The organism is Methylotenera sp. (assembly GCF_036401095.1).
Lineage (GTDB): Bacteria > Pseudomonadota > Gammaproteobacteria > Burkholderiales > Methylophilaceae > Methylotenera.
In genome coordinates, this window is the sequence record NZ_DASWWA010000007.1 from 135,975 (window position 1) to 161,720 (window position 25,746).

Sequence of the window (25,746 nt, forward strand, 5' to 3'; positions counted from 1 at the left end):
TCATTCTCCTTCCTTTGGTTGGATAGTTCCCATTCCATCACAACCATTGCAAATTGTTGTTGGTGATTCTTCAATGCCTGTTTCTGTATAACCTCTACCATTGCACCATTTACATTCTTTTGGCTTTGCATTACGCTTGATAAGGGCGCGGATGGCTTGAATAGTCTGCTGTGTTGCATATTTAAGACTTTCATAATCCTTATGCGCATCTACGTTTATCTGCAAAGTATTAGCCGCCTCTTCCAGTGCATCAGCAACTTTCTCAGCCACATAATCTTTAGAGTAATCTATGCCAACAAATAACGGTTTAGGTTGTTGTGGGGTGGTCGCATCAATTGGATAAACCTCATTCATTCCAGTATATGTGCGATATTTTTTGTATTCTTTATGTGAATCATGACTAGGAAACCATCCGTCATGTATTCCCATACTTTGCCCACTTGGAACAATCCAGCCACACTTTCTGCAAGTGACTTCATCCCATCCAGTTATCTTTTCCCCATCATGTTGACATTTCATAGCTTGTGTCATGTTAGTTATCCAATTCTTTGACTGAGTAGAGATTTGTAATAATCGTGTCTTTAGTAACGTCAAGCTCATTTCTTGACAATTCAACACGTGACCATCCATCAAACTCTGTTGGTATGTGATACTCATAAGCAACCACATCACCAATCGCCGTCTCTACTGCTAGGTTCATGGCATCCTTTAATTTTTGAAGGTAATAGTCAGTTAGATGCTCAAAGGGCAAGTCTGCTTTATTTGCAATATCTTTAAATTGTTCAGCACTAAAATAATTCTTAGCCATTTTTCATGTCCTTTTGGAATATCCACACCCACATCATTACCGCTGCTATAAATCCGCTTCCATAGCAGAACCCATCAAGCACTCTTATTGCAACTACTGGCCAGTTAATACTCATGCCGCTAACCTTTCACTTTCACCCTTGTAATAATTACCGCCTCTAATTGCATTCGCCCGGGCATTCATGAACTGCAAAACCTCCGAGCCTGTTACGTGATCCATCATTTGATCGTGAATTGCTACGATTTCGGCAACCGCTTTGTAACCTACGCCATCGAATCCAAATGTGCCGTGCTTATGGAATCTGTCTTTTAGCCTAAACATAGCTTGTCTAGCTGCATCAATTTCACTCTGGTAGGCATCGTTAAACAGATTCATGGCCATCATGAAAACTACATCTACCGTAGAGGCTAAAACATCAAAGTGCTCTGGTGTTCCTACGCCTCTAGTTATTGCGGATAGTGCTGCGTTTGTTTGTCTTTTTAACTCGACCTTTGCTTCATCGCTTACTGGCTTAGCTAGGCGTACCGTTTGATACATGGCATTAACTACTACGCGGTGCTTGTTAGGGTTGTATTTTTTGTTACGTTTTTTCATAGCCATTTCCATTTGTCTTGGTCTTTAGTTCTACGTGACTTCTTAATTGATCTCTTAGATTGCTTTGCCATGGCTACAACTCCTCTATCGTCACCGTGCTACGGATTGCTTCTAAGTCGTAAGTGCTAAGAGGTGAGTTGCTCATTCCACCGATTGCACCTAGCTCAAAATTTACCCACTCTAAAGCTTCTTCATAGTTAGCATCTGCTGGTAAATTTGCTTCAAAAGTTACCCTTATTCTTGCCATGATCTACCTTTCATAAAATTGGTGCGGGCTACTTAGTATCATCGGCGATGGCATTAGCACTGTTCTGCAACAATGTTCAGCTTACCGTAGCGTTCTGCCTTAACTACTTGGTAGCCACCTCTTTACTAAACGTTTTTACCTAACCTTTCACCACACGGCTGGCGACTGTGACGCTATATTCTCTACAATGGTTATAGCCAAACCTTAAACAATCGCCATGCGTGTGGTGGCTCGTTACGTGAGCCAGCCGTGGACTAATCAAATTCTTTTAGTGTTAAATCGCAGTAATCTGGGTCGAAATCTTCAATGCCGGTAACTGTAGTACCAGCCGCATAAAGCTTAAAAATGAAGGCTTCATGCTCATGAAAGCAAGTAGGGTTGTACGTTTGTTTATGACTGATGCGAATAACACCATTGATAAAGAAAAGCTCTAAATCTGGGCTATTAGTTCTATGCGAGATAGAATGACAAACTTCTTTTTGCTTCCACATTTTTAATGTGTGGCTTTTGTCGCTATGTTCAAATTTTCTTATTTCAACAGTCGCGTATTGGTCTAAATCGTCTGCATCCCAAGGTTCGTCTGTTTTCCATGATTTAACTACCGTTTCAACGAGGTCTTTAATTGACAATTCTTTAGGCACTGGCGCAAGTGTCTTGTCAATTTCAGATAAGAACCTTTCAGCAGCTAGGCCATGAAACATATTGCCTAGTTTGGCTTTAACGGCTACAAGCATTTGTTGGTTATAGGTTTCAAATGGCAGTTCTTGAGTGTTTATTTGTAAGCCATCTTTTAAAGCATCTTCAATCTGTTTTGTAATACTTCCGTAGCTTTTAAATTGGCTTTCAATGGCAGAAGTAATTGCTTTCTGGATGTTTTCGTTAATTGAATTTACGATTGAACCGTCCTCAATCATTTCATTTACTTTTTTATTTACTATGGCTTGGATTTCTTGCATTTTTGATTCCTTTAATTAAATAAGGTGGGCTACTTTTCTATCCTTGTTCCGTATGTACGGCTCTAGCTCCTGCCCGACTATTTACGTAGCGCGACTAGATAGTGAATTTCGCCCATAACTTTTAAGCTGCCTTCAACTCGCCAAACGATTGAGCCAACCAGCGATTAGCCGTAGCTGTATCAACGTTGTATGTCTTTGCTACCAGGTTAATAATTGATTGGGCAGTAGGGCGCACACTTCCGACTTGAACTGCAGGTTGCTCTTTAACTCCAAATACGTTGTTAAAGTCGGCTTGGTTAATGGTGTCGTTGGTGATTGCGTCACCGTCTGGGATCTGTTTGCCGGCGCTGGCAATATGATCTTGCGCTTGATTCTCTGCTGCGGACTTAGTTGCAGCATCAGCTTGAGCTTTCGCGGCGGCAATTTCAGCAGCTTCTTTAGCTTTGGCTTCGGCTTCAATTTTGGCGCGTGCATCTGCTTCGGCCTGCTCTTTGATTGCGGCTTCATGCTTAGCCTTGCGCACGTCCTCAGCATCTTTCACTGATTGAATGTGTAGCTTGATGTAGTCAATGTTGCTAAACACGATTGCATCAATCTTGAACAAGTGCTCATAGCCTTTGATTGATTCTTCGATGAAGGCAATTTTTGTTTTAACGTCATTAGCTAAGGTGGTGGCTTCAACCTTGCCGTTAGCTAATGCGCTATTGATACGTGATTGCATTGTTTCCAGCGTCTTAACGCCTTTGATTGCAGCTGCAAAGTCTGGGCATACCAATTGTGTTGAAAGCACAACTGAAATATCTTTGTTTAATGCAGTAACAAAGTCCGCATACTCAAGCTTAGCCTTCATGATCGCTTGTGTTTTGAGTGTTTCTTTCTGCTCTTTAACAGCTTTCTCTAAGCGTAGGCCAACTTTGTTAAATGCCTCTTTATAGTTACCAAGCACGCCGTTGGCTTCGTTAACTGTCACCATTTGACCGATGATGTTTTCTTGCAAGGCTTCAATGCGCTTTGCCATTTCACGGCAGTTTTTGGCGTTGGCTTCAGCATCTGCAAAGTCTTGGTCTGTGCTTAACTCTGTTTTGATGCTTTCTAGGTAAGTATCAAACTGAGGCGTGATTTCAGTTAGGTTTGATGCGGTGATTTCACCACGTACAACAACGCTAGGCACTGGTAGCGCTTTGATTGTTTCAGCCTCTACTTTTTCCACCTTAACGGTAGGCACATGGGTTTCTAGCTCTTTGTGGAATTGGTGCCAGCCGTTAACTAAGGCAGTAGCTTTGCCGTCTGTTGTTTCGTACCACATAAACACGCATTTATCGCGTGTGCCATTTGAAACCATGAATAAACACTTAGCGGCACCAGATGCTAGTAACTCTTGGTCCATCTGGATTGTGTAGTGCTCTTCTAATTCACCAGCTGAAACTTGCTGTGCTAGTGATTCATTCCAAAGTTTGTGCTCAAAAATCACATCATCGCCAAACGTAATGCCGTCTAAGCTTGCCATCAGTCTTAAGCCGTCAACTTCAACCATGTATGTTGTAGGTGATAACTCTTCGCCAATAATCTCTTCTGCAATCTTACGAGCTGATGCCTCTGCTTCATGGCCTTTATCAAAGATTGCTTGAGTAGCGCTAGTAACTTCTTTGCTTAGGCCTGTTTTGCGTTGGTCTAGTAGCTCTAGGCGAGTTTGGTATTTAGATTTGCCAAACATAGCTGGCGCTTCTGATGCTGTGCCATCACTGTTAGCGCGTGCTGCCAACCATTCAGGTGTGCCTTGCTGTAAATTCAATACGGTGCGTTTCATTATGCATTCTCGCTTTCTGTTTGTTCATAAGCTTTGGTAAAGTCATCATCTACCGCTGTAGCTTCACCTTCTACAACGTCTGGCTTTCTAACTGCCCAGCTAGCAACTTCTGCCTTCTGGCTATCGGTCATATCAGCACCTTTAGATTCAACCCAAGCAACAAATCCTTCTACAGTTTTTTTGCCGATTTCTACCGCCTCTCGGTACTTGTCAGCGATTGTTTTAAAGGTGGCATCTTCTAGGATTGGCCGCTTGTCATCTTTGTTTTTAGCATTAGGGTTCGTTTCATCATTTAGCGGTGTAATGTCTTTTTCCATGATGCGCTCTGCTTCATCTTCATCGTAGATACCAGCAAAACCGAACGCGATACGTGCTCCTTGAATTTCTGCTTTGTGTCTATGCATACGTTTTGGGTGAGTGTCCCAAGGTGTAGCAAAACTCGCATTACGTACAACTTCATCAAAGTATTCACGCACAACGATTGGTTTGCTGCGGTCTTTACGTGTGATGATGCATTCAATCCAATCGTGTACTAACTTACCTTTGTGTTGTGTTGTTTCCGGTGAGTAACGAAACTCGATACCATCCATTTGCGTATGGTCATTCATGATTCTTGACCAGCCATCAACGCCAACTACTGGCACAATGCCGTTAGATTTGTCTGGATAGGCGTAAATCTCTTTAACAAAAGGATTTAGTCCGTACTGATCTGCAACAATTAGCAGAGCCATCATTTGATCATCTGATGGCGGTTTCCCATCGCGTTGTTTGAAAGCAGTGGACTTCAAAATGTCCATTACCTTTTTTTCATCCACATTGAACTTATCGGCAAATTTACCGATAAGATTGTTTTTCTTTGGCATTAACGCCACGTTAGTTGCAGACATTTCGCACTCCTAAAAATTAACCTTAATTGACCTTACAAAACTCTCTAACCTGCCTCTACCTTGTTCTCGTAGGTGCTTGTAGTAACTTCTAAAACTTAAATCTTGCTTACCTTGATTCATATTTCGCGTGCTCTTTGTTAACTGCCTCTTGCTCAACATAAGCAACCAGTGAGAGCAGGGCGAAGAAGGCTAGTGATCCAATGACTACCCATAATGTTGTGTATGCTGTTTTCATCGTTAAAACCTCACTGGCTGGCGGTTATCAAGTGCAAACAAACTGGTTAAGCCTAAGCTTTTAATGCTGTCTGCTTCGTAGCCTGATTCGTGATGGCTGTTGTATAACTCACGGCATTTACCACCATCTAATCTATGTGGCCATGTGTAAGCTTCACAGCGGCATGTAACTTGTTTGCGCTTGATGTTGGCCATGACTAAGCCGCCTCTGGTGATGTATGCGCCATCATCTGGCGGCGATCTTCTAATGACACTACGTTTGTATTAACTGAATCAGGGCGATGCACTACACGCAAGCCCAATGCGATTGCTTCATTAATCATTGTTTGCACTGTGCTAACGTCTGTGTTTTCTGCAATCTGTAAATTCATGTTCATTCACCTAAAAAAATGCGAGCGGTACTCTTTATAAAATTTCCCACTCGCTAACCTGGGAGAAAGTATCGAAACGGTGTTTTGTGCCGATGTGTGAATTCTACACTTGTAGATTTAATAATGTCAACACTTGTTGATAATTTATTTCTACAAATGCAGATTAATTTTTAAAAGTGTATTTTTAGGCGAAAAAAAACCTGCCGAAGCAGGTTGATTTATTGTTTTGATTTAGTATGTGGTGCATAAAGTTTGTCCGCCAGATGATGTGCAGTTTGTTGTTCTTGGTGGAGTATATGCAGGTGGGTATGGGTAATTAAATATAGAATCTTCTTTTGTTAATTGATTGTCACTTTCCAGTTGTTGCAATCTTCCTCGTGCATCGCGTCTTTTAGATTCAAACTTATCTTTATTGATCGTGCCGGCTTCGTATTCTTTTGCGGCATCAATAAGCTCATTAAATATAATCAACTCATTTCCAGTATTTTTGTTTGATTCCAAGCGCAACTTATCGTAATAACCTAAGTAATAGTCAGACCATTTAATTCTTCCAGATTCAGCCAGTGGCATATTTGATTGGCCGTATTGTTTTGATGGTGAAATGATTGCTTGATTAGTTGCACACCCTGAAATGACTAAAGCTGCTATAAGTAATTTTTTCATGATTTATCAGAGCTTATAAAATTTAATTTTAATTTCTTAGCTAAAAAATATGCAATAAAAATAAAAAATGGTACGCTTATTGTTAATAAAACTACTACATGAGGCTCATCAAAACCATATCTATCAAATTCATTTATAAAAATTGCCAGCACTGGTATTAATATAATCCACAAAACTGATATAAAAAATATTAATCTTATTTGATGTGATTGCGTCTGCAAGTAAGTTAAGAGTTTTTTAGCAATTGTAAAAGCAAAAAACAAAGTAATAAGTCCAACAATTATTATTCCTATTCCAGCAATAAGCTCTTTATTGTTTTTATTTTGTTCATATTCTTGTGTAGGCGTTGCGTAAAATTCTTTGTACTTTAATTTTTCTTGTGCAATTTTTTCAGCTTCAGCATCCTCTATAGCAATGTCTAATTTATCCATTCTAAAACTCTTCGCTTTTCCATACCTTCAAAACGCGGCCAAACACTTCAAAGTCCATATCTTTAGTAATGGTCCATGTTTCATATTTCTTATTCTCAGAAATTACCCTGATGCCTTCACCTGGTATTCTTTGTAATGTTTTAATGAAACCTTCATCACCGATTCTAAAAAAATAAACACCGTCATACTCTAAATTTTTAACGCCAGCATCCACTAGCAACGGATCGCCAGAGTTAAACATTCCCCTCATTGAATCACCGAAGCCTGTAACTATTGCCAAATTCTTATTGCCTGTATTAGTTGGTACATTTTTATGTAACCACTCAGGCGTTACTTTCCATCCTGTTATTTGCCCAGATTCACCCCGAAGCACTAAGCCATTTCCCATAGCGCCCCTTACATCGTGATATTGATTTATAGTAAATTCATCTTGATTATTTTTTTTGTTATTGACATTTATATTTGTTAAATCCCAATCATCAGGCGATATAGAAAGCTGCTCTAAGGTTAACCCCAAGCCTTGGGCAATTTTTTGAAAGTGATCTGACTTACTGCTATCTCTTACCTCTAGTGCGCTAATAGTTCCTCTATCAACGCCTGATTCAGTCTCAAGCCGCTCTAAAGTCCAGCCTAACCGCACTTTTCTGTGAAATCTTATGTTTTTACCGATAGCCATATTTCTATATTAAACACTTGTTGAAAAAATATTAAATACAGTTGTTGATTTATAATATCTACAAGTGTAGAATTTTAAACTATGAACAAATTTAATGAAGTTATTGAGAGATTTAAAACCCCAACTGAAACAGCTTCGGCGATTGGAGTTTCTGTTCAAGCAGTTTGTTTCTGGCGTGACGGTTTGCGCGAGATAAACCCCAAGGCCTGCGTGACCATTGAAAGAATTACCAATGGTGATGTTACTCGCAAAGACCTGCGCCCTAATGATTGGCAAGAGATTTGGCCTGAGCTTGTAAAAGCCGCCTAACGAAGAAATATCACAAGGAACCAATATGGCTAAGCACGACGTAATCGTTAAAACAGGACTAACGGCCGACCAATTCATTGCATTTCGCAATGATGCAGAAGCACTAGGGCTAAGTGATTCAGGATGCCTTCGTGTCTTGGTAACTAAGTTTATTAGAGATAACGCCATGAGGAAATTATCAAGCAATAGCCTAGATGACGAAAGTACCAAATCGGTACTTTTTCAGGACTTGGTGGATGGTGAAATATTAGATGGTGGAAAGGTTGGCGATGAAAACTAACGTGAGAGAAAGCAGTTTAGATGCTTATTTTGATGTTAAGCAAGCATCCACCTTACAGGACCAGCAACGCAAGATTATCAGCGTTATGCAACCTGAAACAATCTATACACGCAGACAGTTGGCAATGCTATCAGGCGTTGAAATTTCAACCGTATCCGCTCGTGTTAATTCAATGATTGATGTGGTTATTGAGATCGCTGGCAAGGTGAAAGACCCACTCACAAATAAGACAGTTGAAGCTTTGAAGTTAAAGGCGGCAGCTTAAATGAGCTTAGACGCTACACGCTGGGCATGGCAGCAGAAAGTGACTGCTACGCAAAAGCTTGTATTACTTTCATTAGCTGATCGTGCTGATGAAAACCATCACTGCTACCCATCTACAGCAAGATTGGTAAACGATACTGGTTTGTATCGTGAAACAATTTTCAAGGCCATAGATGACTTGGAAAACCTAAACCTACTATCAGTAAAAAGAGAGCTAGGAAAAGGCAACAAATTTACATTATTAGGTGTAAATGAACGCCACGAAACCAGTAGTGATTTGCCGACAGGTAAGCATGAAAAAACCAGTAGCAATAAACCGACTGGTAGTGGAATGCCGACAAGTAGGAAAAAGCCGACACCTACCAGTAGTGATTTGCCGACTACCCAGTCGGTAAATGCCGACACCTACCAGTCGGTAAATGCCGACACTGAATCTACCATTGAATCTACCAATAACCTATCAATTGAATCTACCAGTAAAAAAGCACAGAAGAAAATTGAATTTTTTATTGGCGTAAATCCACAAGTTGTTAGTGATTATCTTGCTGTACGAAAAGCAAAAAAAGCACCTGCCGTATCTCAAACGGTATTTGATGGATTAGTTAGGGAGGCACATAAAGCTGGCTACACGCTAGAGCAGGCGCTTATCACTTGCTGTGAGCGTAATTGGGTTGGTTTTAACTCAGCTTGGGTGCAGGAAAAAAACTTAACACGCAATCAATCAATCGCAGAACAAAACAAAATCACTACCGAATTGGCGCGTAAGAAGCTGTTTGGCATTCAATCTAAAGAAAAGGACATTACCCATGAAGCAAGAACACTTTGATGACTTTTGTGAGTTGCTTGGTGTTGTGTCTGAGCAATACGGAAAGCCAATCAGCGAAGGTGCAAAAGTTTTGTACTGGCAAGGTTTGATTGATTTCGATTTTCCTGCAGTACAGCAAGCGCTATTCCGCCACGTTAGGAATCCTGACAACGGTATGTTCATGCCGAAAATAGCCGACATTGTGAAAATGCTGCAAGGCTCAACGCAAGACAGCGCATTAAACGCATGGGCAAAGGTTGATAAAGCGGTTAGACAGGTGGGCACAGGCTCAACCGTCGTGTTTGATGATCCAATCATTCACAGAGTTTTGCAGGATATGGGTGGGTGGTTAGGTTTAGGCCGTAGATCGGAAGATGAATGGCCTTTTGTGGCGAAAGAGTTTGAGAATCGCTACCGAGGATTTAAAGCCAGAGGCGAGAAGCCTGATTATCCAAAAACCCTGATAGGTATTTATGACGCACACAATTTACCAAACGGATTTAAACCTACACAACCAGTATTTATCGGGAATAAACAACAGGCAGAAATCGTAATGCTAGGTGGCACAGATAAACCATCGCTTGAGTTTAGCTCTGTTGCTGAAAACTTAACTACGAAAGTGGCGATAGCAGCATGAGCACCGAGCAAACAGTAAAAGCAATAAACGATTACATGGCTAATAACCCAAGAGCTAACCGCACAGAGATTGCCAAGGGGGTTGGTATATCAAACTACATGCTTGAGAAAGTCAACAAGCAAGGCTTAGTGAAATTGCCTGCGCCATTGAGCTTCAAGCAATCGGCACAGGTTAGCAAGGCAAAACGTAAGCCAGAGGCGGTTAAGTTTGTGATTAATCCGAATAAGAAACAGGTTTGGCAGGTGGGGGCATGAGAGTTTTAGTCGCCTGCGAATATTCAGGAATTGTGCGCGATGCATTCATTAGGGGGGGGGCATGATGCTATGAGTTGTGACCTTTTGCCAACTGACGCGCCTGGCCCACATTACCAAGGCGATGTATTTGATGTAATTGATGGGTGTTGGGATTTGATGATAGCTCATCCACCTTGCACGGATTTAGCAGTAAGTGGCGCGGCATGGTTTAAAGAAAAGCGTATGGATGGCAGGCAAGCGGCTTCAATTAGTTTTTTTATGAAGTTGATCAAATCTGATATTCCAATGATCGCAATAGAAAACCCTGTTTGCATCATGAGCAGTTTATACAGGAAGCCAGACCAGATTATTCAGCCGTACATGTTTGGCCACACTGAAACTAAAGCAACTTGTTTATGGCTTAAAGGATTGCCGGCGCTAAAGCCAACTGATGATGTAAAGATAAAAACAATGGCACTTCCAGAGAAAGAGCGCATGCGGTTGCATTACTTACCGCCCAGTGCGAACAGATGGAAAGAAAGAAGTAAAACCTTTCAAGGTATAGCTGATGCTATGGCTGATCAGTGGGGTGGTAGTTCACAAATGAGATTGATTGCATGACCGATAAAACCTGCAATCAATTCATCAATGAAATGCATGCGGCAGGTTTTAGCTTCACCTACCGCGCAACAAATGGAACGCAAGTATTCACTGGTGAAAAGAAAGCTAACGGGGAGAGTGAAGTGAAGGCAGTAAAGACGGTAGCTCAATCAAGGGCTGAGATTAAACAACTTTTTAAACAAGGCTAGTGATGATTACACCAATCATTTTATTAACCGCGATGCGCAAAAACATCAAACAAGCAGATGTGATGTTTACACAGGGCAAATGCTATCAGCTTTACCTAATGCTATCTGATTTATACCCACAAGCTGTTGCGTGGTATGACCCAGTGATCGGCCATGTATTCACTGAGATAGACGGTAAGTATTACGACATTAACGGTGAGCATGAATCGCTACCAGAGCGTAGTCATCTATTTGACGAAAACTTACTCAGCTCTTTGAAAAATGCGCGTGAGTGGGATTATCAACCAACATTAACGGAGTTAGTTTAAGTATGAAGCCAGCACCAATCAACAGTTACGAAAATTGCCGTGGACAATCACCAGTAGGCACACACGTATGCGCAGACCGTGAGTTTTGCAAGCGTTTCGAGCCTAACCCTGTTCGCGCTAACTTCAAAGACTTTTGGCTGGCTAAGGCTTGCCCTAAGTTTGAGGCAAAAGAGCGTGCTGTAGAAGAACCTGCAAAGTTGGGGTGGTAGGGATGAAGCTAGACCAAGCCATCAAAACACTAGAAGCCCATAACCAATGGCGCAGAGGGCGTTTAATGCCTCAACACAACCCTACCGAAATAGGTATGGCAATTGATGTTGTTCTACGTGCAGCCAAAGAGCATCAAACGCTATCAATGGTCATGAACCAGATTGCAGATAAGCCACGTAAGACCAAAGAGCAGAGATTGGCTAAGTCTTGTGTAATGTTTTTGGAGAGTATGGGATGACCACTATCACCCTAGTAAAGCTACCAGACGGCTCACTTCGCGGAATGAGTGAAGCCGATCAGGTTGCTTACAAAAACTTCAAGACGCGCTTAAGCAGACTTGAAGAGGGTGAGTTGTGTTCTATCGAAGCAAAGTTACCACGCAATAGCCGCCATCACCGCAAGTTTTTCGCAATGTTGAACCTAGGCTTTGATGCATGGGAACCTCAACGCAAGCATAAAAGCTACAAAGGCCGCGAAGTCCAAAAGAACTTTGAAATATTCCGCGCTGATGTGCTGATTGCAGCAGGGTTCTATGAGCAGACATTCGGGCTTGATGGCCGCTTAAGGCTAGAGCCTAAGTCAATTAGCTTCGCAAGGATGGAGCAGCCAGAGTTTGAAGAAGTTTATAACCGCTGCCTTGATGTATTGCTTGCTGATGTTCTGAGCACATACGCAGGCCGCGAAGAGGTTAATAACGTAGTTGAGAAGATGTTGAGGTTTGCATGAGCGAGATAACAAAAAGCGCTCGTGGTGAAGATTGCACCATCCGTTTAGGTGGCGTTTGCAACCGCAACCCTGAAACAGTTGTATTTGCACATTTGAATGGTGTTCGTTTTGGGCATGGCGTAGGAATCAAGGTGGAAGATCAGTTCGGCGCTTACGCTTGTTCATGTTGCCATGACGCAGTGGACGGAAGAGTTAAGACAAATTACAGCAAAACAGAATTAAAACTCGCGCACCTAGAAGGCGTGATCGAAACACAGATTAAGTTAAAAGAAAAAGGATTGATGTGATTATTGAGCTGGCCTATCCAGATATGTCACTAATGCCTAACCGTAAAAACGGCAGACATTGGGGCGCAACCAAAGGTGCAAAAGACAGTGCATTCAGCGAAGCGTTTTATCGAACAAAAATGGCAATGACCGGGCAAAAGTTCCGTGATGACAAGATAGCGCTAACTATAACCTTTGTGCAAAACGATAAGCGCCATCGTGACCTAGACAACTTACTGGCATGCGTAAAGAGCAAGATTGATGGCGTATCGCGTGCAATCGGCGTTGATGACAAGCTATTTGAGCCAATCACAATCAAGCGCGGCTATAACAAATCACAAAGTGCAACAGTAATTGAACTGAGCCAAGAAAAACAAGAGAGGTTAGCAGCGTAATGGGGTACATCAAAGGCAAAGGTATTAGATTGCAAGAAGAAATTGCTAAAGAGGTAACGGAGTATCGCCAGAGGATGCTCGACTTCTTTAAACGTGAGGGTGGTGCGACATTTGGACAAATGCACTTAGCCATTGATCAAGATGTTTCAGTGCCAAGAATCAATTATCACTTTTATGAATTGAAAGATAACGGCTATCTGCAAGAAGCAGGACTTTACAAGAAGCCAGGAACGAGATCTTGTAAGTTATGGAAAGCGATCAAGGATGTTTACGTTTATCCAGAAGCTAAAGTGATTAAGAATAAAAGCACGGATAAGACAGAGGTGAAACCTGCTTATGTAAGAGGTGTGATGGTTGTGCCAATGCGCCATGTACCAAGAGCGCCAACTAGAACAGGCAAGGTGCATATCGCGTCAACCATGGGGATGTTTTAGATGAATAAACAGCTAGAAGCCATTTTCAATAATAAAACATCAAGCTGGACAGATTCAGAAGTCATCGTCGTTAATGGAATTAAGTGTTGCTACACAGTGATTAAGAATCAAGGCTATCTAGTGCATCTGCCTGGTGGTGCAAAGAAGTTTGCGCATGAAATGGTTTTTAGTGGTGACGAGGTAATTTTGCCTGATAGGTTAAGGAGTGAATAGCATGAAAAATTCAAGATACGGTGAATCACATCACAAACACAAATTAACTTCAAATCAGGTGGATATGCTTAGGCATCTACATGAGGTGTTTCAGTGGGGTTACAAGAGACTATCCAAGCTTGCTAAGGTGAGCATTAGAACGGTACGTGATATATTAAGTTATCGCACTTGGTGCAATTAAAAAGGATTTATATGAAGCGAGAAAAAATATTTGAGTTGGCGTTACTTCACGGCATTGCTGATAAAGACCTAAGCAAAGATGATTGTCTTGTCTCAGATTATGGTGGTTGCACAGATAACGTTATTAACTTCACCAATGCAATCATTGAATATCTTTTAACTCAAGAAAATAAGACTGAATCACAGCAGCATACTTTTCTTTACAAAAAAACAATTCAAGATTACCAAGAGTCCGGTGAGGTTATCACTTACATGGGTACGCCAATTCAAGAGCTTTCGCCATTAGGTTTGTTGGCTGCCGCTATTGATGCAAATAAGAATATGAAAAAGCGCTGGCAAATATGAGCGGTGCGCTAATGATTGATTGGATGGGGTAGGGTGTAGTCATGGGTAAGTTAAGGCCTAATCATAAAATATTTGCAGATGAATGGTTAATAGACCGCAACGGTAAACGTGCGGCTATTGCTGCTGGATTCTCGCATAAGACTGCTGAACAACAAGCATCCAGGCTGTTAACAAGTGTTAAGGTGAAGTCTTATATTGATGAACGCTTAAAAGACGCTCAAAAGCGCAGAGAAGAAACGCTAGATGATATTCTTAATGAGCTTGATGAAAATAGAAAGGCTGCTTTATGCGCTGAAACCGTGCAAGCTGGTGCGGCTAATCAAGCAACAATGTCAAAGGCTAAGTTGCTTGGTTTTGTTACAGAGAAAGTTGAGATTACTGGCGAAATCAGTTTAGCTAACGAGATAGCGAAAGCGAGAGCGCGTGTTCAGTAAGGCAGATGTTGATTTAGCGCGTGAGATAGGCAAGTATTATGACGATGCATTAGGCTACGTTATATTTGCATTTCCTTGGGATAGTAACCCTGCATTGCAATTGGTTGAGCTTGAAGAACCATACAAATCGAGATTCAAGTGTAAATATGGACCTGATGTATGGGCGTGTGAGTTTCTTGATAACATCAGCAAGCAAGTTAAAGCAAATGGCTTTGATGGTGTTAATGCCGTTGATGCGATTCGTGAGGCGGTAAGCTCTGGCCACGGTATTGGTAAATCTGCAATGACTGGTTGGTTAGTATCATGGATTATGTCAACCAGACCCTATGCGCAAGGCACTGTGACTGCAAACACTGGCGCACAGCTTGAAACTAAAACATGGGCACAGATTCAAAAGTGGGTAAAGCTATCCATCACTGCTCATTGGTTTGAAATAAACACCACTAAGCTTTATCACAAAGAAGCGCCTGAATCATGGTTTTGCTCTGCGCAAACTTGCCGTGAAGAAAACTCAGAATCATTTGCTGGACAGCACGCGGCTAACTCTACCTCGTTTTATATCTTCGATGAAGCTTCTGCCGTGCCTGATGTGATTTGGGAAGTGGCAGAGGGTGGTTTAACCGATGGTGAGCCAATGGTATTTGCTTTCGGTAACCCAACACGTAACAGCGGCAAGTTTCATAGTTGCTTTAATGGACAGCGCACCCGATGGAATACGCGCCAAGTAGATTCACGTACAGTAAAGCTTACCAATAAGAAGCTGATTGCTGAATGGGTGGAAGATTATGGCGAGAATAGCGACTTTGTAAAGGTGCGCGTGCGCGGTATGTTCCCTTCACTATCACTCAAGCAATTCATTTCAACCAATGATGTTGATAATGCCTTCAATAAGCACTTACGCAAAGACCAATACGATTTTGCACCGCGCATTATTACCTGTGATCCTGCGTGGGAAGGTGACGATGCGCTTGTTATATCAATGCGGCAAGGGTTGAAGTTTGAAATACTCAGGACTATGCCTAAGAACGATAATGATATTTATGTCGCTAACATCATTGCTCAGCTAGAAGATGAGCATCAGGCCGATGCCGTGTTTGTGGATGGTGGCTATGGTACTGGCATTATCTCAGCAGGCAGAACGATGGGAAGATCATGGCAAATTGTGTGGTTTAGTGGTGAATCAGGTGATGCAGGATGCTTGAATAAGCGTGCTGAAATGTGGAAGCTCGCACGTGATTGGCTGAAAGAAGGTGGCGCAATACCAAATGACCAAGAGCTTTACCGCGAGTTGATTGGCCCTGAAACAGTGCCCAGATTAGACGGTAAAATTCAGATTGAATCTAAGAAAGATATGAAGAAGCGAGGGCAGCCATCACCAAACAAGGCCGATTCTCTAGTATTAAGCTTTGCTATGCCAGTAGTGAAGAAACCACGTAGCGCTATTGAGAAGTTCGCACATGGCGCAGTCAATAATAACAATCGAGAGTACGACCCACTCGCCAACTATTAGGGTGCGTTAGCATTTCCTAGTCAGCCATAAAATCCACACATAACGTCATAGGAGTTTTGCCATGTGTGGATTAGGAAGTACACCAAAAATACCAGCAGCACCGCCGCCAATTGTGCCACCTCAAGCAGAGAAAGCGCCGGAGCAGGAAACATTCAAACGTAAAAACATTGCTAGCTCTCGCGGAGCAACAAACTCAGGCACCATTTTAACTGGCTCAAGCGGTGATGCAGTGCCACAAGGTCAATTGGGCGCTAGCACCTTGCTAGGTGGTTAATCATGGCCTACAAATGGGATCAGAACGGATTGATTGCCGCTGATGGTTTACCAAATGGCGCTAAGGTTGACGTTAATCAATATCAAGGCCTGATGCAACAATTCCAAGCAAATCAAAAACAGCGCATGAGCAATTACATGTACGGATCAATGTCACCTGATGTTCGCCTATCCGATTCAATCAGCAAGTTCGTTTATAAAAATGGCAAGGTTCAAGGCTTTATCCCAGAGATAGAGCGCAAGAAAGTTGGCTATTCCAACGATTACGAAGATGTGGTTGCTAGGGATGCCGGCGTAATGAATCAGCCAGGCGCAGAGCGTGGTTATTACATTGATGTAGGTGGCATTGTTTTTGATGGAGCCAGCAAATCAGGTGACATTCCTGATGGGTCTGAGGTTGTGTTCAGTACAAATCAAGGTGCGCCACTTGCTGAATTTAGAAATGGCACGCGCACAGAAGGCTATATGCGTCTAGCCACTCAGCAAGCCAAGCTCGCTGACAAGTTAAGGTTAGGCAATGAATCTGGCACTACATCAGCAAGTATTCGCCAAAACGCACAGAGAAGGACATTGCTATAATGGAAGAGCTGAAACGAGAGCGATACCTCAAGCGTAAACAGGCTTTATGGAATGAGCGCAGTAGCTACCTAACCCACTGGCGCGAGATTAGCGACCACATCATGCCTCGCACTGGTCGCTTCTTTGAATCAGACCGCAATAACGGCAAAAAGAAACACAACAACATCATCAACTCAAAAGCGACACGCGCATTAAACACGTTGGCTTCTGGCATGATGGCCGGCATGACTTCACCAGCTAGGCCGTGGTTTAGATTAGCCACGCCTGATACCGACTTGATGGAGTTTGAACCAGTTAGGGTATGGCTTGATAAGACCTCACGCATCATGCGCGAGATATTTGCGCGTTCAAATACCTACAATTCACTGCATCAAATGTATTTAGAGCTTGGTGCGTATGGCACAGCGTTTACCTTTGTTTCACCTAATTTTGATGATGTGTTGCGCCACTTCCCGATGACCGTAGGCGAGTACGCATTAGCCATTGATTCTAATCAGCAGGTTAAAACCGTTTATCGTGAAATACCGATGACAGTTAGCCAAGTGATTCAAGAGTTTGGCAAAGAGAATGTCAGCACCAACATTATCAACAAGTATGATGCAGGCAACCTAGATCAATGGGTGACAGTGATTCATCTGGTCGAGCCACGTTATGATCGTGAGTATGGCAAGAAAGATGCTAAGAACAAAGCATTCAAGTCTGTTTACTTTGAAGCCGCAGCCGATGGTAGCAAGTTATTACGTGAATCAGGTTTCGATGAGTTCCCAGGCTTAGCACCTCGCTGGATGGTGTTGCAAGGCGATGTGTATGGCAGTTCACCAGGCATGGAAGCATTGGGTGATGTGAAGTCACTGCAACATAAAGAGCTTCGTAATGCGCAGTGTATTGACTATCAGACTAAGCCGCCTATTCAGATACCAATCAACATGAAAGGGCAAGAGATCAATAGCTTACCTGGCGGTGTTGCATACTACGATTCAAGCTCACAGAATAGCGGCATCAAAACGCAGTTTGAGGTCAATTTAAATCAGCAATACCTGATGATGGACATTGACAGAACAGAACGCAGAATTGACCAAGCGTTCTATGCTGACTTGTTCTTAATGCTTGCCAACGACAACAGGTCAGGCATTACGGCTACCGAAGTAGCAGAGCGCCACGAAGAGAAGATGCTGATGGTTGGGCCAGTGTTAGAGCGTTTACATAATGAAATGCTTAACCCACTCATTGATATTACCTTTGCGCGAATGGTGCAAGCAGGAATCTTACCGCCGGCACCGCAAGAGTTATCAGGCCAGAACCTACAAGTAGATTTTGTATCAACATTGGCACAGGCTCAGCAATTAGTAGGCTTAGGTTCGCTTGACCGCTATGCCATGACAATAGGCTCAATTGCGCAAATGAAACCAGATGTGCTTGATAAGTTTGATGCTGACCAGTTTGCCGATGTGTATGCACAGCGATTAGGTGTTGATCCAAGCGTACTGGTTGCCGATGACAAGGTGGCAATCATTCGTAAGAGCAGGCAAGAGCAAATGGCACAACAGCAACAAATGGCAATGATGCAACCGATGGCTGATGCTGCCGCAAAGATTGGAAGCATTGAAACTGAAGCAGGTAACAGCAACGCTTTAGCCGATGTCATGCAAGGCCTTACTGGCTATACAACATAACGAGGAGTAATAAAATGTCTTTATCAACTAATTTAACAGCGACAGGTGACATTTCTACTGCTCACTCTGAACTGATTGGCTTTTATGTGAATAGCACAACATCAGGCACTATTGTATTAAAAAGCGGCGGTTCAAGTGGTGATGCTTTAGGTGGCACTATTACACCAGCAGTCTGCTTTCATACATTCCCTGCCAATGGAGTAAATGGTTTACATGCCACGATTGGCGGCACATTAAACGTTACGTTCTTCTATCGAAAACTTGTTTAGTACAAGTTAGATTAAATCAAGCTCACTTCGGTGGGCTTTTTTTACGCCTGTAGGGGTGCGTTTACCTTTTTTTATTGGCTTTATTCTTTAGTCATGAGCAAGCAAGACTACGACCCATTAAGCGCTGACATATCCACTGATGCCAGCAAAGAGCAAAAGAACAAGCGATTAAAAGAGCTTGAAGATTTGCGTTTTGTATTGAGCGATCAGCGAGGGCGTAGAGTGATTAACAGGCTGCTTGCTAAAACAGGCGTATATCGCAACCCATTCACTGGCAACAGTGAAACGTATTTTCGGTGCGGTGAAATGAATGTTGGGCAATACGTGATTGCAGAAGTGCAAGCGGTATCACCTGACAGCTACGCTAATTTACTAAAGGAGTTTAAAGAAGATGGCAACTGAAGATACAGCAACAGCTCAGGGTGACACCAACGCTGAAGCTAGTGCAGACGCTACAACCTTGCAGACCACAGAAGCACAAGCCGAAACATCCACTGCAACTACCGACACGCAGGCAGATGGTTCAAAGAGTGAAGATTCAACGGCTGAGAACCAGCCAAATGATGTTGATTACGACTTCACTTTACCTGAGGGCTTTACCGCAAATGAGGAACTGGCTGGTGAATTAAAGGCACTTGCGAAAGAGAACGGTTTAAGCAAAGACGCTGCGCAGAAATTCGCTGATTTGGGCGTGAAGATGCAACAGCAACAAGCAGACCAATGGCAGACGCAAGTAGATCAATGGGCAGAGGATGTGAAAGCAGATAAAGAGTTAGGCGGTGAAAAGTTTGATGAAAACATTGCACTGGCTAAACAGGCGCTTGACAAGTTTGGCGGTCAAGACCTGAAAGATTTACTGCAATCAACAGGCTTTGGAAACCACCCGGCGATCGTGAAGGCTTTTTACAACATTGGTAAGTCGGTAAGTAATGACGTGCTTGTGGTTAGCAACGGTTCATCTAAAGAAACAAAAGATGCCGCAAGCGTTATGTTCCCAAATATGAAATAAAGAGAGGTAATAATCATGGCTGCATTAAGCACAATTCACCCAACGCTTCTAGACTTTACAAAACGTTTAGATCCTGACGATAAAATTGCAACGATTGTCGAAATTCTTAACCAGCAAAACCCTATCCTAGACGACATGGTGTGGCAAGAAGGTAACTTACCTACAGGCCATCGCACAACTATTCGTACAGGCTTGCCGGCACCTACATGGCGTAAATTGTACGGCGGCGTGCAACCTACCAAATCAACAACCGTACAAGTAACAGATGCTTGCGGCATGCTGGAAGCTTACGCTGAGGTAGATAAAGCCTTGGCTGACCTAAACGGCAATACCGCATCATTCCGTATGTCGGAAGATTTGGCGCACATTGAAGGCATGAACCAAGAGTTCGCTTCTACGCTAATTTACGGTGACGCAAACGCCCCGGAAGAGTTCGTTGGTTTAGCTGCGCGCTATAACAGCAAGTCAGCTCAGAACGGTGAAAACATCTTAGGTGATGTGACTACACCGGACGGTACTGACAACTCATCGATCTGGTTGGTCGGCTGGGGTGCTAACACTGTTCACGGCATTTTCCCTAAAGGCTCAAAAGCTGGCTTGCAAATGCAAGACTTAGGCGAAGTAACTATCGAAAACGTGGATGGCAACGGCGGCCGCATGCAGGGCTACCGTTCTCACTATCGTTGGGATTGCGGCTTATCTGTACGTGACTGGCGCTACGTGGTTCGCATTAACTTCAATGCCGAAGATTTGACCAAGAATGCATCAGCAGGCCCTGACTTGATTGATCTGCTATCACAAGCAACTGAGTTGTTGCCATCATTGAACGGTTGTCGCCCAGTGTTCTATGGCAATCGCAACACAATGAGCTTCTTGAAGCGCCAAATCGCTAACAAGGTAGCAGCATCAACCTTGACGATGGAAACAGTAGGTGGCAAACACGTGACCATGTTTGAAGGCATCCCATTCCGCCGTTGCGATGCGATCACTAACACAGAAGCTGGCGTTTAATCGCAAGCTAAATAGAGAGGATTTATCATGATTTTAGACCAAAGAACAGAGATTGCTGATGCAGTCAGCCTTAACACTGGCGCACCAGGTACTTACCTAATCGGCAATCAGATTGATTTGTCAGTGGCGCGTGATATTGGCAACGGTCAGCCATTGTATCTAGTTATCTCAGTTGATACTGGCATTGAGGCTGGCTCTGCAGGTACGGTGCAGTTTGTCGTGGCTTCTGACGCGCAAGCGGCAATTGCTACTGACGGCTCGGCAACAGTGCATAACACTTCGCCTGCATTCCCTACCAGCTTAACCACAGACACTACAACACTGATTCCAGGTGTGACGCTGTTTGCGGTGCCATTAGCGCTAGAAGGTAACGCTTACGAGCGTTACTTAGGCATCTTGCAGGTAACAGGTACGGCAGCTATCACAGCCGGTAAGATTAATGCGTTCCTAACCACTGATGTTCAAAAGTGGAAGTCATACGCTAACGCTATTTAAGGGGTAGATGATGCCTAAAAAAGTAGAAGCATTAACGCAAGGGTTTTACGATGGCGTGCGCCGCCGTGCAGGTTCTGTTTTCGTTATCCCTGACAACATTAAAGTTGGTAAGTGGATGAAGGTGCTGAAAGATGTGCCGGCAAAAACCGAAGCATCTGGTGGTGACGAATCAGAATTGAAAGATGCCTTAATCGCAGAAGCAAAAGAGCTGGGTATTGAAGGTGTGTCACGTAATTGGGGCATTCCAAAACTAGAAGGCGCTATTGCAGAAGCAAAAGCATCGCAAGGTGCATCTGGTGGTGACGAATCAGCAGGTAGCTAAATAAAGAAGGGCTTTCATTAGCCCTTCTTGCAAGGGGATTTCATAGAGATTCTCTTGCAAGAATATCAACGAGAGGCATGCAATGAATATCAATTATATCAATGGCGTTGTAATCGGCTACTTTTTAGTTAATTGGGCCTTGTTATTAAATCTATTTTCAATCAACAAGGTTGGCGTTGCGTTGGCGATTATCAGCATGGCTTCTGCTTACGTTCTTGAATCAATCCGATGTGGCACAGATGGCGAATTAGTCCCATTGGCAAATAAGATACTTGGCGCGGTCATGGTGATTAGCGTATTTCTATCTTATTTTTCTTGGTTTTTTGTTTAAGGGTAGTCATGGCCTCAGTTGTTGACATTGTAAATCTCTCGCTAGGTAAGCTAGGCGATTCTGCTACTGTTACCAGCATAGACCCACCTGAGGGTTCTGCGCAGGCAGAGCAGGCAAAACGCTTTTATCCTATTGCACGCGATACACTGCTTGAATTGCACCCGTGGAACTTCGCTACAAAACGTATTTCACTAGCAGAAACATCTGATGTAGCGCCTGATGCGTGGGCTTTTGCCTATGCGATTCCGTCTAACTACATTCGCGCCTTGTCTATCTATCCTGAACAATCTACGAGCGAAGCAGATCAGCAACCATTCATTATTGAAACCAACGAGGCCGGGCAGTTAATCCTATTCACAAATATTGAAAACGCAACGCTTAAATACATTGCGCTGATAACTGACACCACCAAGTACACGCCGCTATTTATCAATACGCTATCCTATCTGCTGGCTAGCTTCTTGGCTGGTCCATTAATTAAAGGTGACACTGGCTTAAAAATCGCTGATGCCATGTATAACAAAGCTATGCAGATGATGAACGTTGCAGCAGGTAAAGATGCGGCAGCGCGCAACTATGACGCACAGAAGTCACACGTACCATCTTGGGTGCAATCCTATGGCGTATCAGACCAGCGCAGTGTTTACGATGCGAATGGTCGCATTTTAAGAGACTAGCTATGGAATTAGAAAAATTCTACGAAAACACCAACTTCGGCAATAGGGTTGATGGCACAAAGAAGGGTAAAGGATTCCTTGGTGTGTTGAAGCGGCCTGATGGCAATATATCAACAGAAATATCAATAGGTGTTGATTTTGGTAAAGGTGAAACAGAAATACCTTTGCTAGTTCCAACATTATCAAAAAAGCAAATTGACGTTCTTTTGTCTTTACCAGATGGTGAAGCTCCACCTGATGACATAATTGACGTAGCAGTAAATCATGCAAAGAAGCGTCTTAAAGATGGTAAAAGCCCATTTGCAGATGAATCGGAATCGCCAAAATAATGCCATCAACCAAAACCATACAACGTAGTTTTGTTGGCGGTGAGATTGCACCTGAATTATTTGGGCGTATTGACCTAGACAAATATCAATCTGGCTTAGCTGAGTGCTTAAACTTTGTTGTGCTACCACATGGCCCGGCACAGAATCGCTCAGGCTTTAGCTACATTCTGCAAACCAAGTTTCAGGATAAGAAAGCCAATCTCATTGAATTTGCATTCAGCACTGAGCAAACCTACATATTAGAGTTTGGCAATCAGTACATTCGTTTTCATACGAATGGCGGTACTCTACTTAAAACTGGTCAGAATATCAGTGCAATTACGCAAGCAGCCGAAGGCGTATTGACCTACTCAGGCGCCGACCCTGCAAATGGCACATGGTTTTATTTGTCTGGTATTACAGGCATGGTGGAATTAAATGGTCGTTATGTCGTGGTTTCTGATGTAGATGCAGGCGCAAATACATTCAAGCTTAAAGACCTGCGTGGGAATTACATCAATACAACAGGATTCACGCCTTATGTATCAGGCGGCACGATTGCTGAGGTTTATGAAATAGCATCACCTTACCTTGAAGCTGACTTGTTCAATATTCATTACGTGCAATCGGCTGACACGTTAACTTTAGTGCATCCTAGTTATCCACCTGCTGAGCTTGATAGAACCACATCAACCACGTTTACACTGACTAATATTAGTTTCGTTCCTAGCATTAGTGTGCCAACTGGTGTGGCAGCAGTGGCAACCACCGGCACTGGAAGTGTTGTTTATAACTACGTGGTAACTGCAGTGTCTGATGAATCGCTTGAAGAATCAGTAGCATCAACAGCGCACTCTGCGTCTAACAATCTTGCAACAGCAGGCAATAAAAACACAATCTCATGGACTGCGGTCACTGGTGCGATTCGATACAACGTTTACAAAGAAAAGAACGGTCTATTTGGTTACATTGGGCAAGCGTCTGGTACTAGCTTTGTAGATGACAATATTATTTCTGATGTGACACGCACGCCACCTGAAGCTGAAAACCCATTTAGCGGTGCAAATAATTACCCTGGCGCAGTATCTTATTTTGAGCAACGCAGATGTTTTGGCGGCACGAATAATAAGCCACAAAACCTATGGATGACGCGCTCAGCCACAGAATCAAACCTAAACTACTCGATTCCTACGCAAGATGATGATGCAATTGCACTGCGTATTGTTTCACGTGAAGTGCAGCGCATTAGAAATATTGTGCCATTAACCGAATTGCTCATACTAACTAGTGGCGGTGAATGGAAGATTAGCACGCAAAACAGTGATGCATTAACGCCATCATCCGTGACCGTGCGCCCTCAGTCTTACAATGGTTGCACCGATGTTCAGCCAGTCGTGGTGAACAATAGTGGCATTTATGTGCGTGCGCAGTCTGGGCGCTTGCATGATTTAGCCTATAACTTTGAAGCTAACGGCTTTAAATCTAACGACCTATCGTTGATTGCACCGCATTTATTCGATGGCTATACCATAGTAGATATGTGCTTGACCAGAACACCAGTGCCTATTGTATGGGTGGTGCGTGATGATGGTAAATTGCTTGGCATTACTTACATGCCTGAGCAAAAGGTATTTGCATGGCATCAACATGAAACCGATGGGCTATTTGAATCTATTGCTGCAGTCAATGAAAATGGGCGTGATGTGCTTTATGCGTCAATTAAACGGACCATTGATAATGAAGTGGTGCGCTATATCGAGCGTTTATCAGATAGGCTAGTTGATACCCTAGAGGAAAGCTTTATCGTAGATTCTGGCTTAACTTATAGCGGATCTGCGGCTACTGTGATTAAGGGCTTGCATCACTTGGAAGGTAAAACCGTAGTGGCCTTATCAAATGGTGCGGTGGTCAAAAACTTAACGGTAGAGAATGGGCAAATCACCTTACCGCAATCAGCCACATTGGTCCACGTTGGCTTATCCATCATCTCACGGATTAAAACATTGCCGGTAAGCTTTGAAGGTCCTGCGCTTGGTCAAGGCATGGTGAAGAACGTCAATGAAACTTGCTTGCGCGTCTATCGCACAAGTGGCCTGATGGTCGGCTACGACACTGATAATCTAGTGCAATTTAAGCAAAGAACAATTGAGCCTTACGGATCACCGCCAAACTGGATCACAGACGAGCTTGATATACCAATCAAGCCGAATTGGAACAGTAGCGGTCAAGTGGTGATTCAGCAAACAGACCCTTTGCCAGTGACAATTTTAAGCATGGTGATGGAAGTGGCGCTAGGTGGCTAAAGATTCGGTGCAGGTTGAGCTTAGAGTGCCTACGCAAGTTGATGTTGATTTACTCATTGCCAACATTCGCCATGATGATAAGCAAGAGCTTGAAGCTTCACATGGCGACTATCAAAAAGCGATTCAGCTTTCTTACAACAAATCAAAGTACAAGTGGGCCATCTATGCAGATGGTGAATTTGTGTGCCTATTTGGGATGCATCCACTTGGTTTGTTATCTGATACCTCACTGATATGGATGCTAGGCACAGACCTAATCGCCAAAAACAAGGGTGCGTTTATCAGGCATAGCCAAGAGTATATTAAAGCTATGTTAAGTGTATCGCCTGTGCTAACCAACTGGTGTGATGTTCGCAATAAGAAAACCATCAGATGGCTTAAGTTAATGGGCTTTACCTTTTTTAAGGCTGAGCCATATGGCATTAAAGGCTATCCGTTTTATAGATTTGAATTAAGGGCGTAAT

46 protein-coding genes and 1 pseudogene are annotated in these 25,746 nt (G+C 43.1%); 34 read left to right on the top strand and 13 right to left on the bottom strand.

Going from position 1 to position 25,746, the window contains the following annotated elements; genetic code table 11:
• The 13 genes and pseudogenes from VGD82_RS06435 to VGD82_RS06495 all read right to left on the bottom strand — a co-directional run bounded on the left by VGD82_RS06435 (position 1) and on the right by VGD82_RS06495 (position 7,674).
• A complete protein-coding gene (locus VGD82_RS06435) occupies positions 1-531 on the bottom strand; it encodes a hypothetical protein (protein WP_331019615.1) in 531 nt (176 codons plus the stop codon).
• A gap of 1 nt (position 532) precedes the next feature.
• Positions 533-808 (bottom strand): hypothetical protein, encoded by a 276-nt coding sequence (locus tag VGD82_RS06440; RefSeq protein WP_331019616.1) that lies wholly within the window; start codon positions 806-808, stop codon positions 533-535.
• A 111-nt stretch (positions 809-919) separates the two neighbouring features.
• Complete coding sequence (locus VGD82_RS06445; RefSeq protein ID WP_331019617.1) at positions 920-1,402, bottom strand: hypothetical protein; 483 nt, start codon at positions 1,400-1,402, stop codon at positions 920-922.
• A gap of 73 nt (positions 1,403-1,475) precedes the next feature.
• On the bottom strand, positions 1,476-1,649 hold the full coding sequence (locus VGD82_RS06450) for a hypothetical protein (protein ID WP_331019618.1): 174 nt from the start codon (positions 1,647-1,649) through the stop codon (positions 1,476-1,478).
• A gap of 254 nt (positions 1,650-1,903) precedes the next feature.
• Positions 1,904-2,605 (bottom strand): hypothetical protein, encoded by a 702-nt coding sequence (locus VGD82_RS06455; RefSeq protein WP_331019619.1) that lies wholly within the window; start codon positions 2,603-2,605, stop codon positions 1,904-1,906.
• A gap of 121 nt (positions 2,606-2,726) precedes the next feature.
• Positions 2,727-4,412 carry a YqaJ viral recombinase family protein gene (locus tag VGD82_RS06460; RefSeq protein WP_331019620.1) on the bottom strand — a complete coding sequence of 562 codons (1,686 nt, stop codon included), beginning with the start codon at positions 4,410-4,412 and terminating at the stop codon, positions 2,727-2,729.
• A 281-nt stretch (positions 4,413-4,693) separates the two neighbouring features.
• Positions 4,694-5,299: pseudogene (gene bet, locus VGD82_RS06465) on the bottom strand (phage recombination protein Bet); the annotation flags it as partial.
• A gap of 106 nt (positions 5,300-5,405) precedes the next feature.
• On the bottom strand, positions 5,406-5,534 hold the full coding sequence (locus VGD82_RS06470; protein WP_331019621.1) for a hypothetical protein: 129 nt from the start codon (positions 5,532-5,534) through the stop codon (positions 5,406-5,408).
• A 2-nt stretch (positions 5,535-5,536) separates the two neighbouring features.
• Positions 5,537-5,728: a hypothetical protein gene (locus tag VGD82_RS06475; protein ID WP_331019622.1), complete on the bottom strand. Its 192-nt coding sequence runs from the start codon at positions 5,726-5,728 to the stop codon at positions 5,537-5,539.
• A gap of 2 nt (positions 5,729-5,730) precedes the next feature.
• The gene (locus VGD82_RS06480; RefSeq protein WP_331019623.1) at positions 5,731-5,904 is read right to left on the bottom strand and encodes a hypothetical protein; all 174 of its coding nucleotides are present in this window, start codon (positions 5,902-5,904) and stop codon (positions 5,731-5,733) included.
• 231 nt (positions 5,905-6,135) lie between these two features.
• Entirely contained in the window at positions 6,136-6,567 is a 432-nt protein-coding gene (locus VGD82_RS06485; RefSeq protein WP_331019624.1) for a hypothetical protein, read from the bottom strand.
• Entirely contained in the window at positions 6,564-6,998 is a 435-nt protein-coding gene (locus tag VGD82_RS06490; RefSeq protein WP_331019625.1) for a hypothetical protein, read from the bottom strand. The genes VGD82_RS06485 and VGD82_RS06490 overlap by 4 nt, the downstream gene beginning before the upstream one ends.
• A 1-nt stretch (position 6,999) precedes the next feature.
• Positions 7,000-7,674, bottom strand: a complete 675-nt coding sequence (locus VGD82_RS06495) for a LexA family transcriptional regulator (protein ID WP_331019626.1) — start codon at positions 7,672-7,674, stop codon at positions 7,000-7,002.
• A gap of 81 nt (positions 7,675-7,755) precedes the next feature.
• Between VGD82_RS06495 and VGD82_RS06500 the strand changes: the two genes are divergently transcribed.
• The 34 genes from VGD82_RS06500 to VGD82_RS06665 all read left to right on the top strand — a co-directional run bounded on the left by VGD82_RS06500 (position 7,756) and on the right by VGD82_RS06665 (position 25,745).
• Positions 7,756-7,983, top strand: coding sequence for a transcriptional regulator (locus VGD82_RS06500; RefSeq protein ID WP_331019627.1), 228 nt, complete (start codon positions 7,756-7,758; stop codon positions 7,981-7,983).
• Positions 7,984-8,008: 25 nt separating this feature from the next.
• The gene (locus VGD82_RS06505) at positions 8,009-8,263 is read left to right on the top strand and encodes a hypothetical protein (RefSeq protein ID WP_331019628.1); all 255 of its coding nucleotides are present in this window, start codon (positions 8,009-8,011) and stop codon (positions 8,261-8,263) included.
• A complete protein-coding gene (locus VGD82_RS06510; RefSeq protein WP_331019629.1) occupies positions 8,253-8,528 on the top strand; it encodes a hypothetical protein in 276 nt (91 codons plus the stop codon). Before VGD82_RS06505 ends, VGD82_RS06510 begins: the two co-directional genes overlap by 11 nt.
• Positions 8,529-9,353 carry a helix-turn-helix domain-containing protein gene (locus VGD82_RS06515; RefSeq protein WP_331019630.1) on the top strand — a complete coding sequence of 275 codons (825 nt, stop codon included), beginning with the start codon at positions 8,529-8,531 and terminating at the stop codon, positions 9,351-9,353.
• The gene (locus VGD82_RS06520; RefSeq protein ID WP_331019631.1) at positions 9,334-9,969 is read left to right on the top strand and encodes a DUF6475 domain-containing protein; all 636 of its coding nucleotides are present in this window, start codon (positions 9,334-9,336) and stop codon (positions 9,967-9,969) included. The genes VGD82_RS06515 and VGD82_RS06520 overlap by 20 nt, the downstream gene beginning before the upstream one ends.
• A complete protein-coding gene (locus VGD82_RS06525) occupies positions 9,966-10,223 on the top strand; it encodes a hypothetical protein (RefSeq protein WP_331019632.1) in 258 nt (85 codons plus the stop codon). Before VGD82_RS06520 ends, VGD82_RS06525 begins: the two co-directional genes overlap by 4 nt.
• Positions 10,224-10,292: 69 nt before the next feature.
• Positions 10,293-10,823, top strand: a complete 531-nt coding sequence (locus VGD82_RS06530) for a hypothetical protein (RefSeq protein ID WP_331019633.1) — start codon at positions 10,293-10,295, stop codon at positions 10,821-10,823.
• Positions 10,820-11,011 (top strand): hypothetical protein, encoded by a 192-nt coding sequence (locus VGD82_RS06535; protein WP_331019634.1) that lies wholly within the window; start codon positions 10,820-10,822, stop codon positions 11,009-11,011. Before VGD82_RS06530 ends, VGD82_RS06535 begins: the two co-directional genes overlap by 4 nt.
• A 2-nt stretch (positions 11,012-11,013) precedes the next feature.
• Positions 11,014-11,319 (top strand): hypothetical protein, encoded by a 306-nt coding sequence (locus VGD82_RS06540; protein WP_331019635.1) that lies wholly within the window; start codon positions 11,014-11,016, stop codon positions 11,317-11,319.
• Between the two features lie 2 nt (positions 11,320-11,321).
• Positions 11,322-11,528 carry a hypothetical protein gene (locus VGD82_RS06545; RefSeq protein WP_331019636.1) on the top strand — a complete coding sequence of 69 codons (207 nt, stop codon included), beginning with the start codon at positions 11,322-11,324 and terminating at the stop codon, positions 11,526-11,528.
• Positions 11,529-11,530: 2 nt separating this feature from the next.
• The gene (locus tag VGD82_RS06550; RefSeq protein ID WP_331019637.1) at positions 11,531-11,767 is read left to right on the top strand and encodes a hypothetical protein; all 237 of its coding nucleotides are present in this window, start codon (positions 11,531-11,533) and stop codon (positions 11,765-11,767) included.
• Positions 11,764-12,255 carry a DUF1367 family protein gene (locus VGD82_RS06555; RefSeq protein ID WP_331019638.1) on the top strand — a complete coding sequence of 164 codons (492 nt, stop codon included), beginning with the start codon at positions 11,764-11,766 and terminating at the stop codon, positions 12,253-12,255. Before VGD82_RS06550 ends, VGD82_RS06555 begins: the two co-directional genes overlap by 4 nt.
• Positions 12,252-12,542, top strand: a complete 291-nt coding sequence (locus VGD82_RS06560; protein WP_331019639.1) for a DUF1364 domain-containing protein — start codon at positions 12,252-12,254, stop codon at positions 12,540-12,542. Before VGD82_RS06555 ends, VGD82_RS06560 begins: the two co-directional genes overlap by 4 nt.
• Positions 12,539-12,916 (top strand): hypothetical protein, encoded by a 378-nt coding sequence (locus VGD82_RS06565; protein WP_331019640.1) that lies wholly within the window; start codon positions 12,539-12,541, stop codon positions 12,914-12,916. The genes VGD82_RS06560 and VGD82_RS06565 overlap by 4 nt, the downstream gene beginning before the upstream one ends.
• A gap of 29 nt (positions 12,917-12,945) precedes the next feature.
• A complete protein-coding gene (locus VGD82_RS06570; protein ID WP_331019641.1) occupies positions 12,946-13,350 on the top strand; it encodes a hypothetical protein in 405 nt (134 codons plus the stop codon).
• Positions 13,351-13,563, top strand: coding sequence for a hypothetical protein (locus VGD82_RS06575; RefSeq protein WP_331019642.1), 213 nt, complete (start codon positions 13,351-13,353; stop codon positions 13,561-13,563).
• Between the two features lies 1 nt (position 13,564).
• Entirely contained in the window at positions 13,565-13,744 is a 180-nt protein-coding gene (locus VGD82_RS06580) for a hypothetical protein (RefSeq protein ID WP_331019643.1), read from the top strand.
• A gap of 11 nt (positions 13,745-13,755) precedes the next feature.
• Positions 13,756-14,088: a hypothetical protein gene (locus VGD82_RS06585; protein WP_331019644.1), complete on the top strand. Its 333-nt coding sequence runs from the start codon at positions 13,756-13,758 to the stop codon at positions 14,086-14,088.
• A 41-nt stretch (positions 14,089-14,129) separates the two neighbouring features.
• On the top strand, positions 14,130-14,522 hold the full coding sequence (locus VGD82_RS06590; protein ID WP_331019645.1) for a terminase small subunit: 393 nt from the start codon (positions 14,130-14,132) through the stop codon (positions 14,520-14,522).
• Complete coding sequence (locus VGD82_RS06595) at positions 14,512-16,032, top strand: terminase (protein WP_331019646.1); 1,521 nt, start codon at positions 14,512-14,514, stop codon at positions 16,030-16,032. The genes VGD82_RS06590 and VGD82_RS06595 overlap by 11 nt, the downstream gene beginning before the upstream one ends.
• A 61-nt stretch (positions 16,033-16,093) precedes the next feature.
• Positions 16,094-16,306, top strand: coding sequence for a hypothetical protein (locus VGD82_RS06600; RefSeq protein ID WP_331019647.1), 213 nt, complete (start codon positions 16,094-16,096; stop codon positions 16,304-16,306).
• Between the two features lie 2 nt (positions 16,307-16,308).
• Positions 16,309-16,884, top strand: coding sequence for a hypothetical protein (locus VGD82_RS06605; protein WP_331019648.1), 576 nt, complete (start codon positions 16,309-16,311; stop codon positions 16,882-16,884).
• Entirely contained in the window at positions 16,884-18,557 is a 1,674-nt protein-coding gene (locus VGD82_RS06610; RefSeq protein WP_331019649.1) for a portal protein, read from the top strand. Before VGD82_RS06605 ends, VGD82_RS06610 begins: the two co-directional genes overlap by 1 nt.
• A gap of 14 nt (positions 18,558-18,571) precedes the next feature.
• Positions 18,572-18,826 (top strand): hypothetical protein, encoded by a 255-nt coding sequence (locus VGD82_RS06615; protein ID WP_331019650.1) that lies wholly within the window; start codon positions 18,572-18,574, stop codon positions 18,824-18,826.
• A 93-nt stretch (positions 18,827-18,919) separates the two neighbouring features.
• Positions 18,920-19,228 (top strand): hypothetical protein, encoded by a 309-nt coding sequence (locus VGD82_RS06620; RefSeq protein ID WP_331019651.1) that lies wholly within the window; start codon positions 18,920-18,922, stop codon positions 19,226-19,228.
• Positions 19,218-19,835 carry a hypothetical protein gene (locus VGD82_RS06625; protein WP_331019652.1) on the top strand — a complete coding sequence of 206 codons (618 nt, stop codon included), beginning with the start codon at positions 19,218-19,220 and terminating at the stop codon, positions 19,833-19,835. Before VGD82_RS06620 ends, VGD82_RS06625 begins: the two co-directional genes overlap by 11 nt.
• A 15-nt stretch (positions 19,836-19,850) precedes the next feature.
• Positions 19,851-20,846: a major capsid protein gene (locus VGD82_RS06630; protein WP_331019653.1), complete on the top strand. Its 996-nt coding sequence runs from the start codon at positions 19,851-19,853 to the stop codon at positions 20,844-20,846.
• A gap of 27 nt (positions 20,847-20,873) precedes the next feature.
• Positions 20,874-21,341 carry a Bbp16 family capsid cement protein gene (locus tag VGD82_RS06635; protein ID WP_331019654.1) on the top strand — a complete coding sequence of 156 codons (468 nt, stop codon included), beginning with the start codon at positions 20,874-20,876 and terminating at the stop codon, positions 21,339-21,341.
• A gap of 7 nt (positions 21,342-21,348) precedes the next feature.
• On the top strand, positions 21,349-21,663 hold the full coding sequence (locus tag VGD82_RS06640; protein WP_331019655.1) for a hypothetical protein: 315 nt from the start codon (positions 21,349-21,351) through the stop codon (positions 21,661-21,663).
• A gap of 82 nt (positions 21,664-21,745) precedes the next feature.
• Positions 21,746-21,994: a hypothetical protein gene (locus tag VGD82_RS06645; RefSeq protein WP_331019656.1), complete on the top strand. Its 249-nt coding sequence runs from the start codon at positions 21,746-21,748 to the stop codon at positions 21,992-21,994.
• A gap of 8 nt (positions 21,995-22,002) precedes the next feature.
• A complete protein-coding gene (locus tag VGD82_RS06650) occupies positions 22,003-22,671 on the top strand; it encodes a hypothetical protein (RefSeq protein WP_331019657.1) in 669 nt (222 codons plus the stop codon).
• A 2-nt stretch (positions 22,672-22,673) separates the two neighbouring features.
• A complete protein-coding gene (locus tag VGD82_RS06655) occupies positions 22,674-23,000 on the top strand; it encodes a hypothetical protein (protein ID WP_331019658.1) in 327 nt (108 codons plus the stop codon).
• On the top strand, positions 23,000-25,282 hold the full coding sequence (locus VGD82_RS06660; RefSeq protein WP_331019659.1) for a hypothetical protein: 2,283 nt from the start codon (positions 23,000-23,002) through the stop codon (positions 25,280-25,282). The genes VGD82_RS06655 and VGD82_RS06660 overlap by 1 nt, the downstream gene beginning before the upstream one ends.
• The gene (locus tag VGD82_RS06665; protein ID WP_331019660.1) at positions 25,275-25,745 is read left to right on the top strand and encodes a phage protein Gp13 family protein; all 471 of its coding nucleotides are present in this window, start codon (positions 25,275-25,277) and stop codon (positions 25,743-25,745) included. The genes VGD82_RS06660 and VGD82_RS06665 overlap by 8 nt, the downstream gene beginning before the upstream one ends.
• Position 25,746 lies beyond the last annotated feature (1 nt).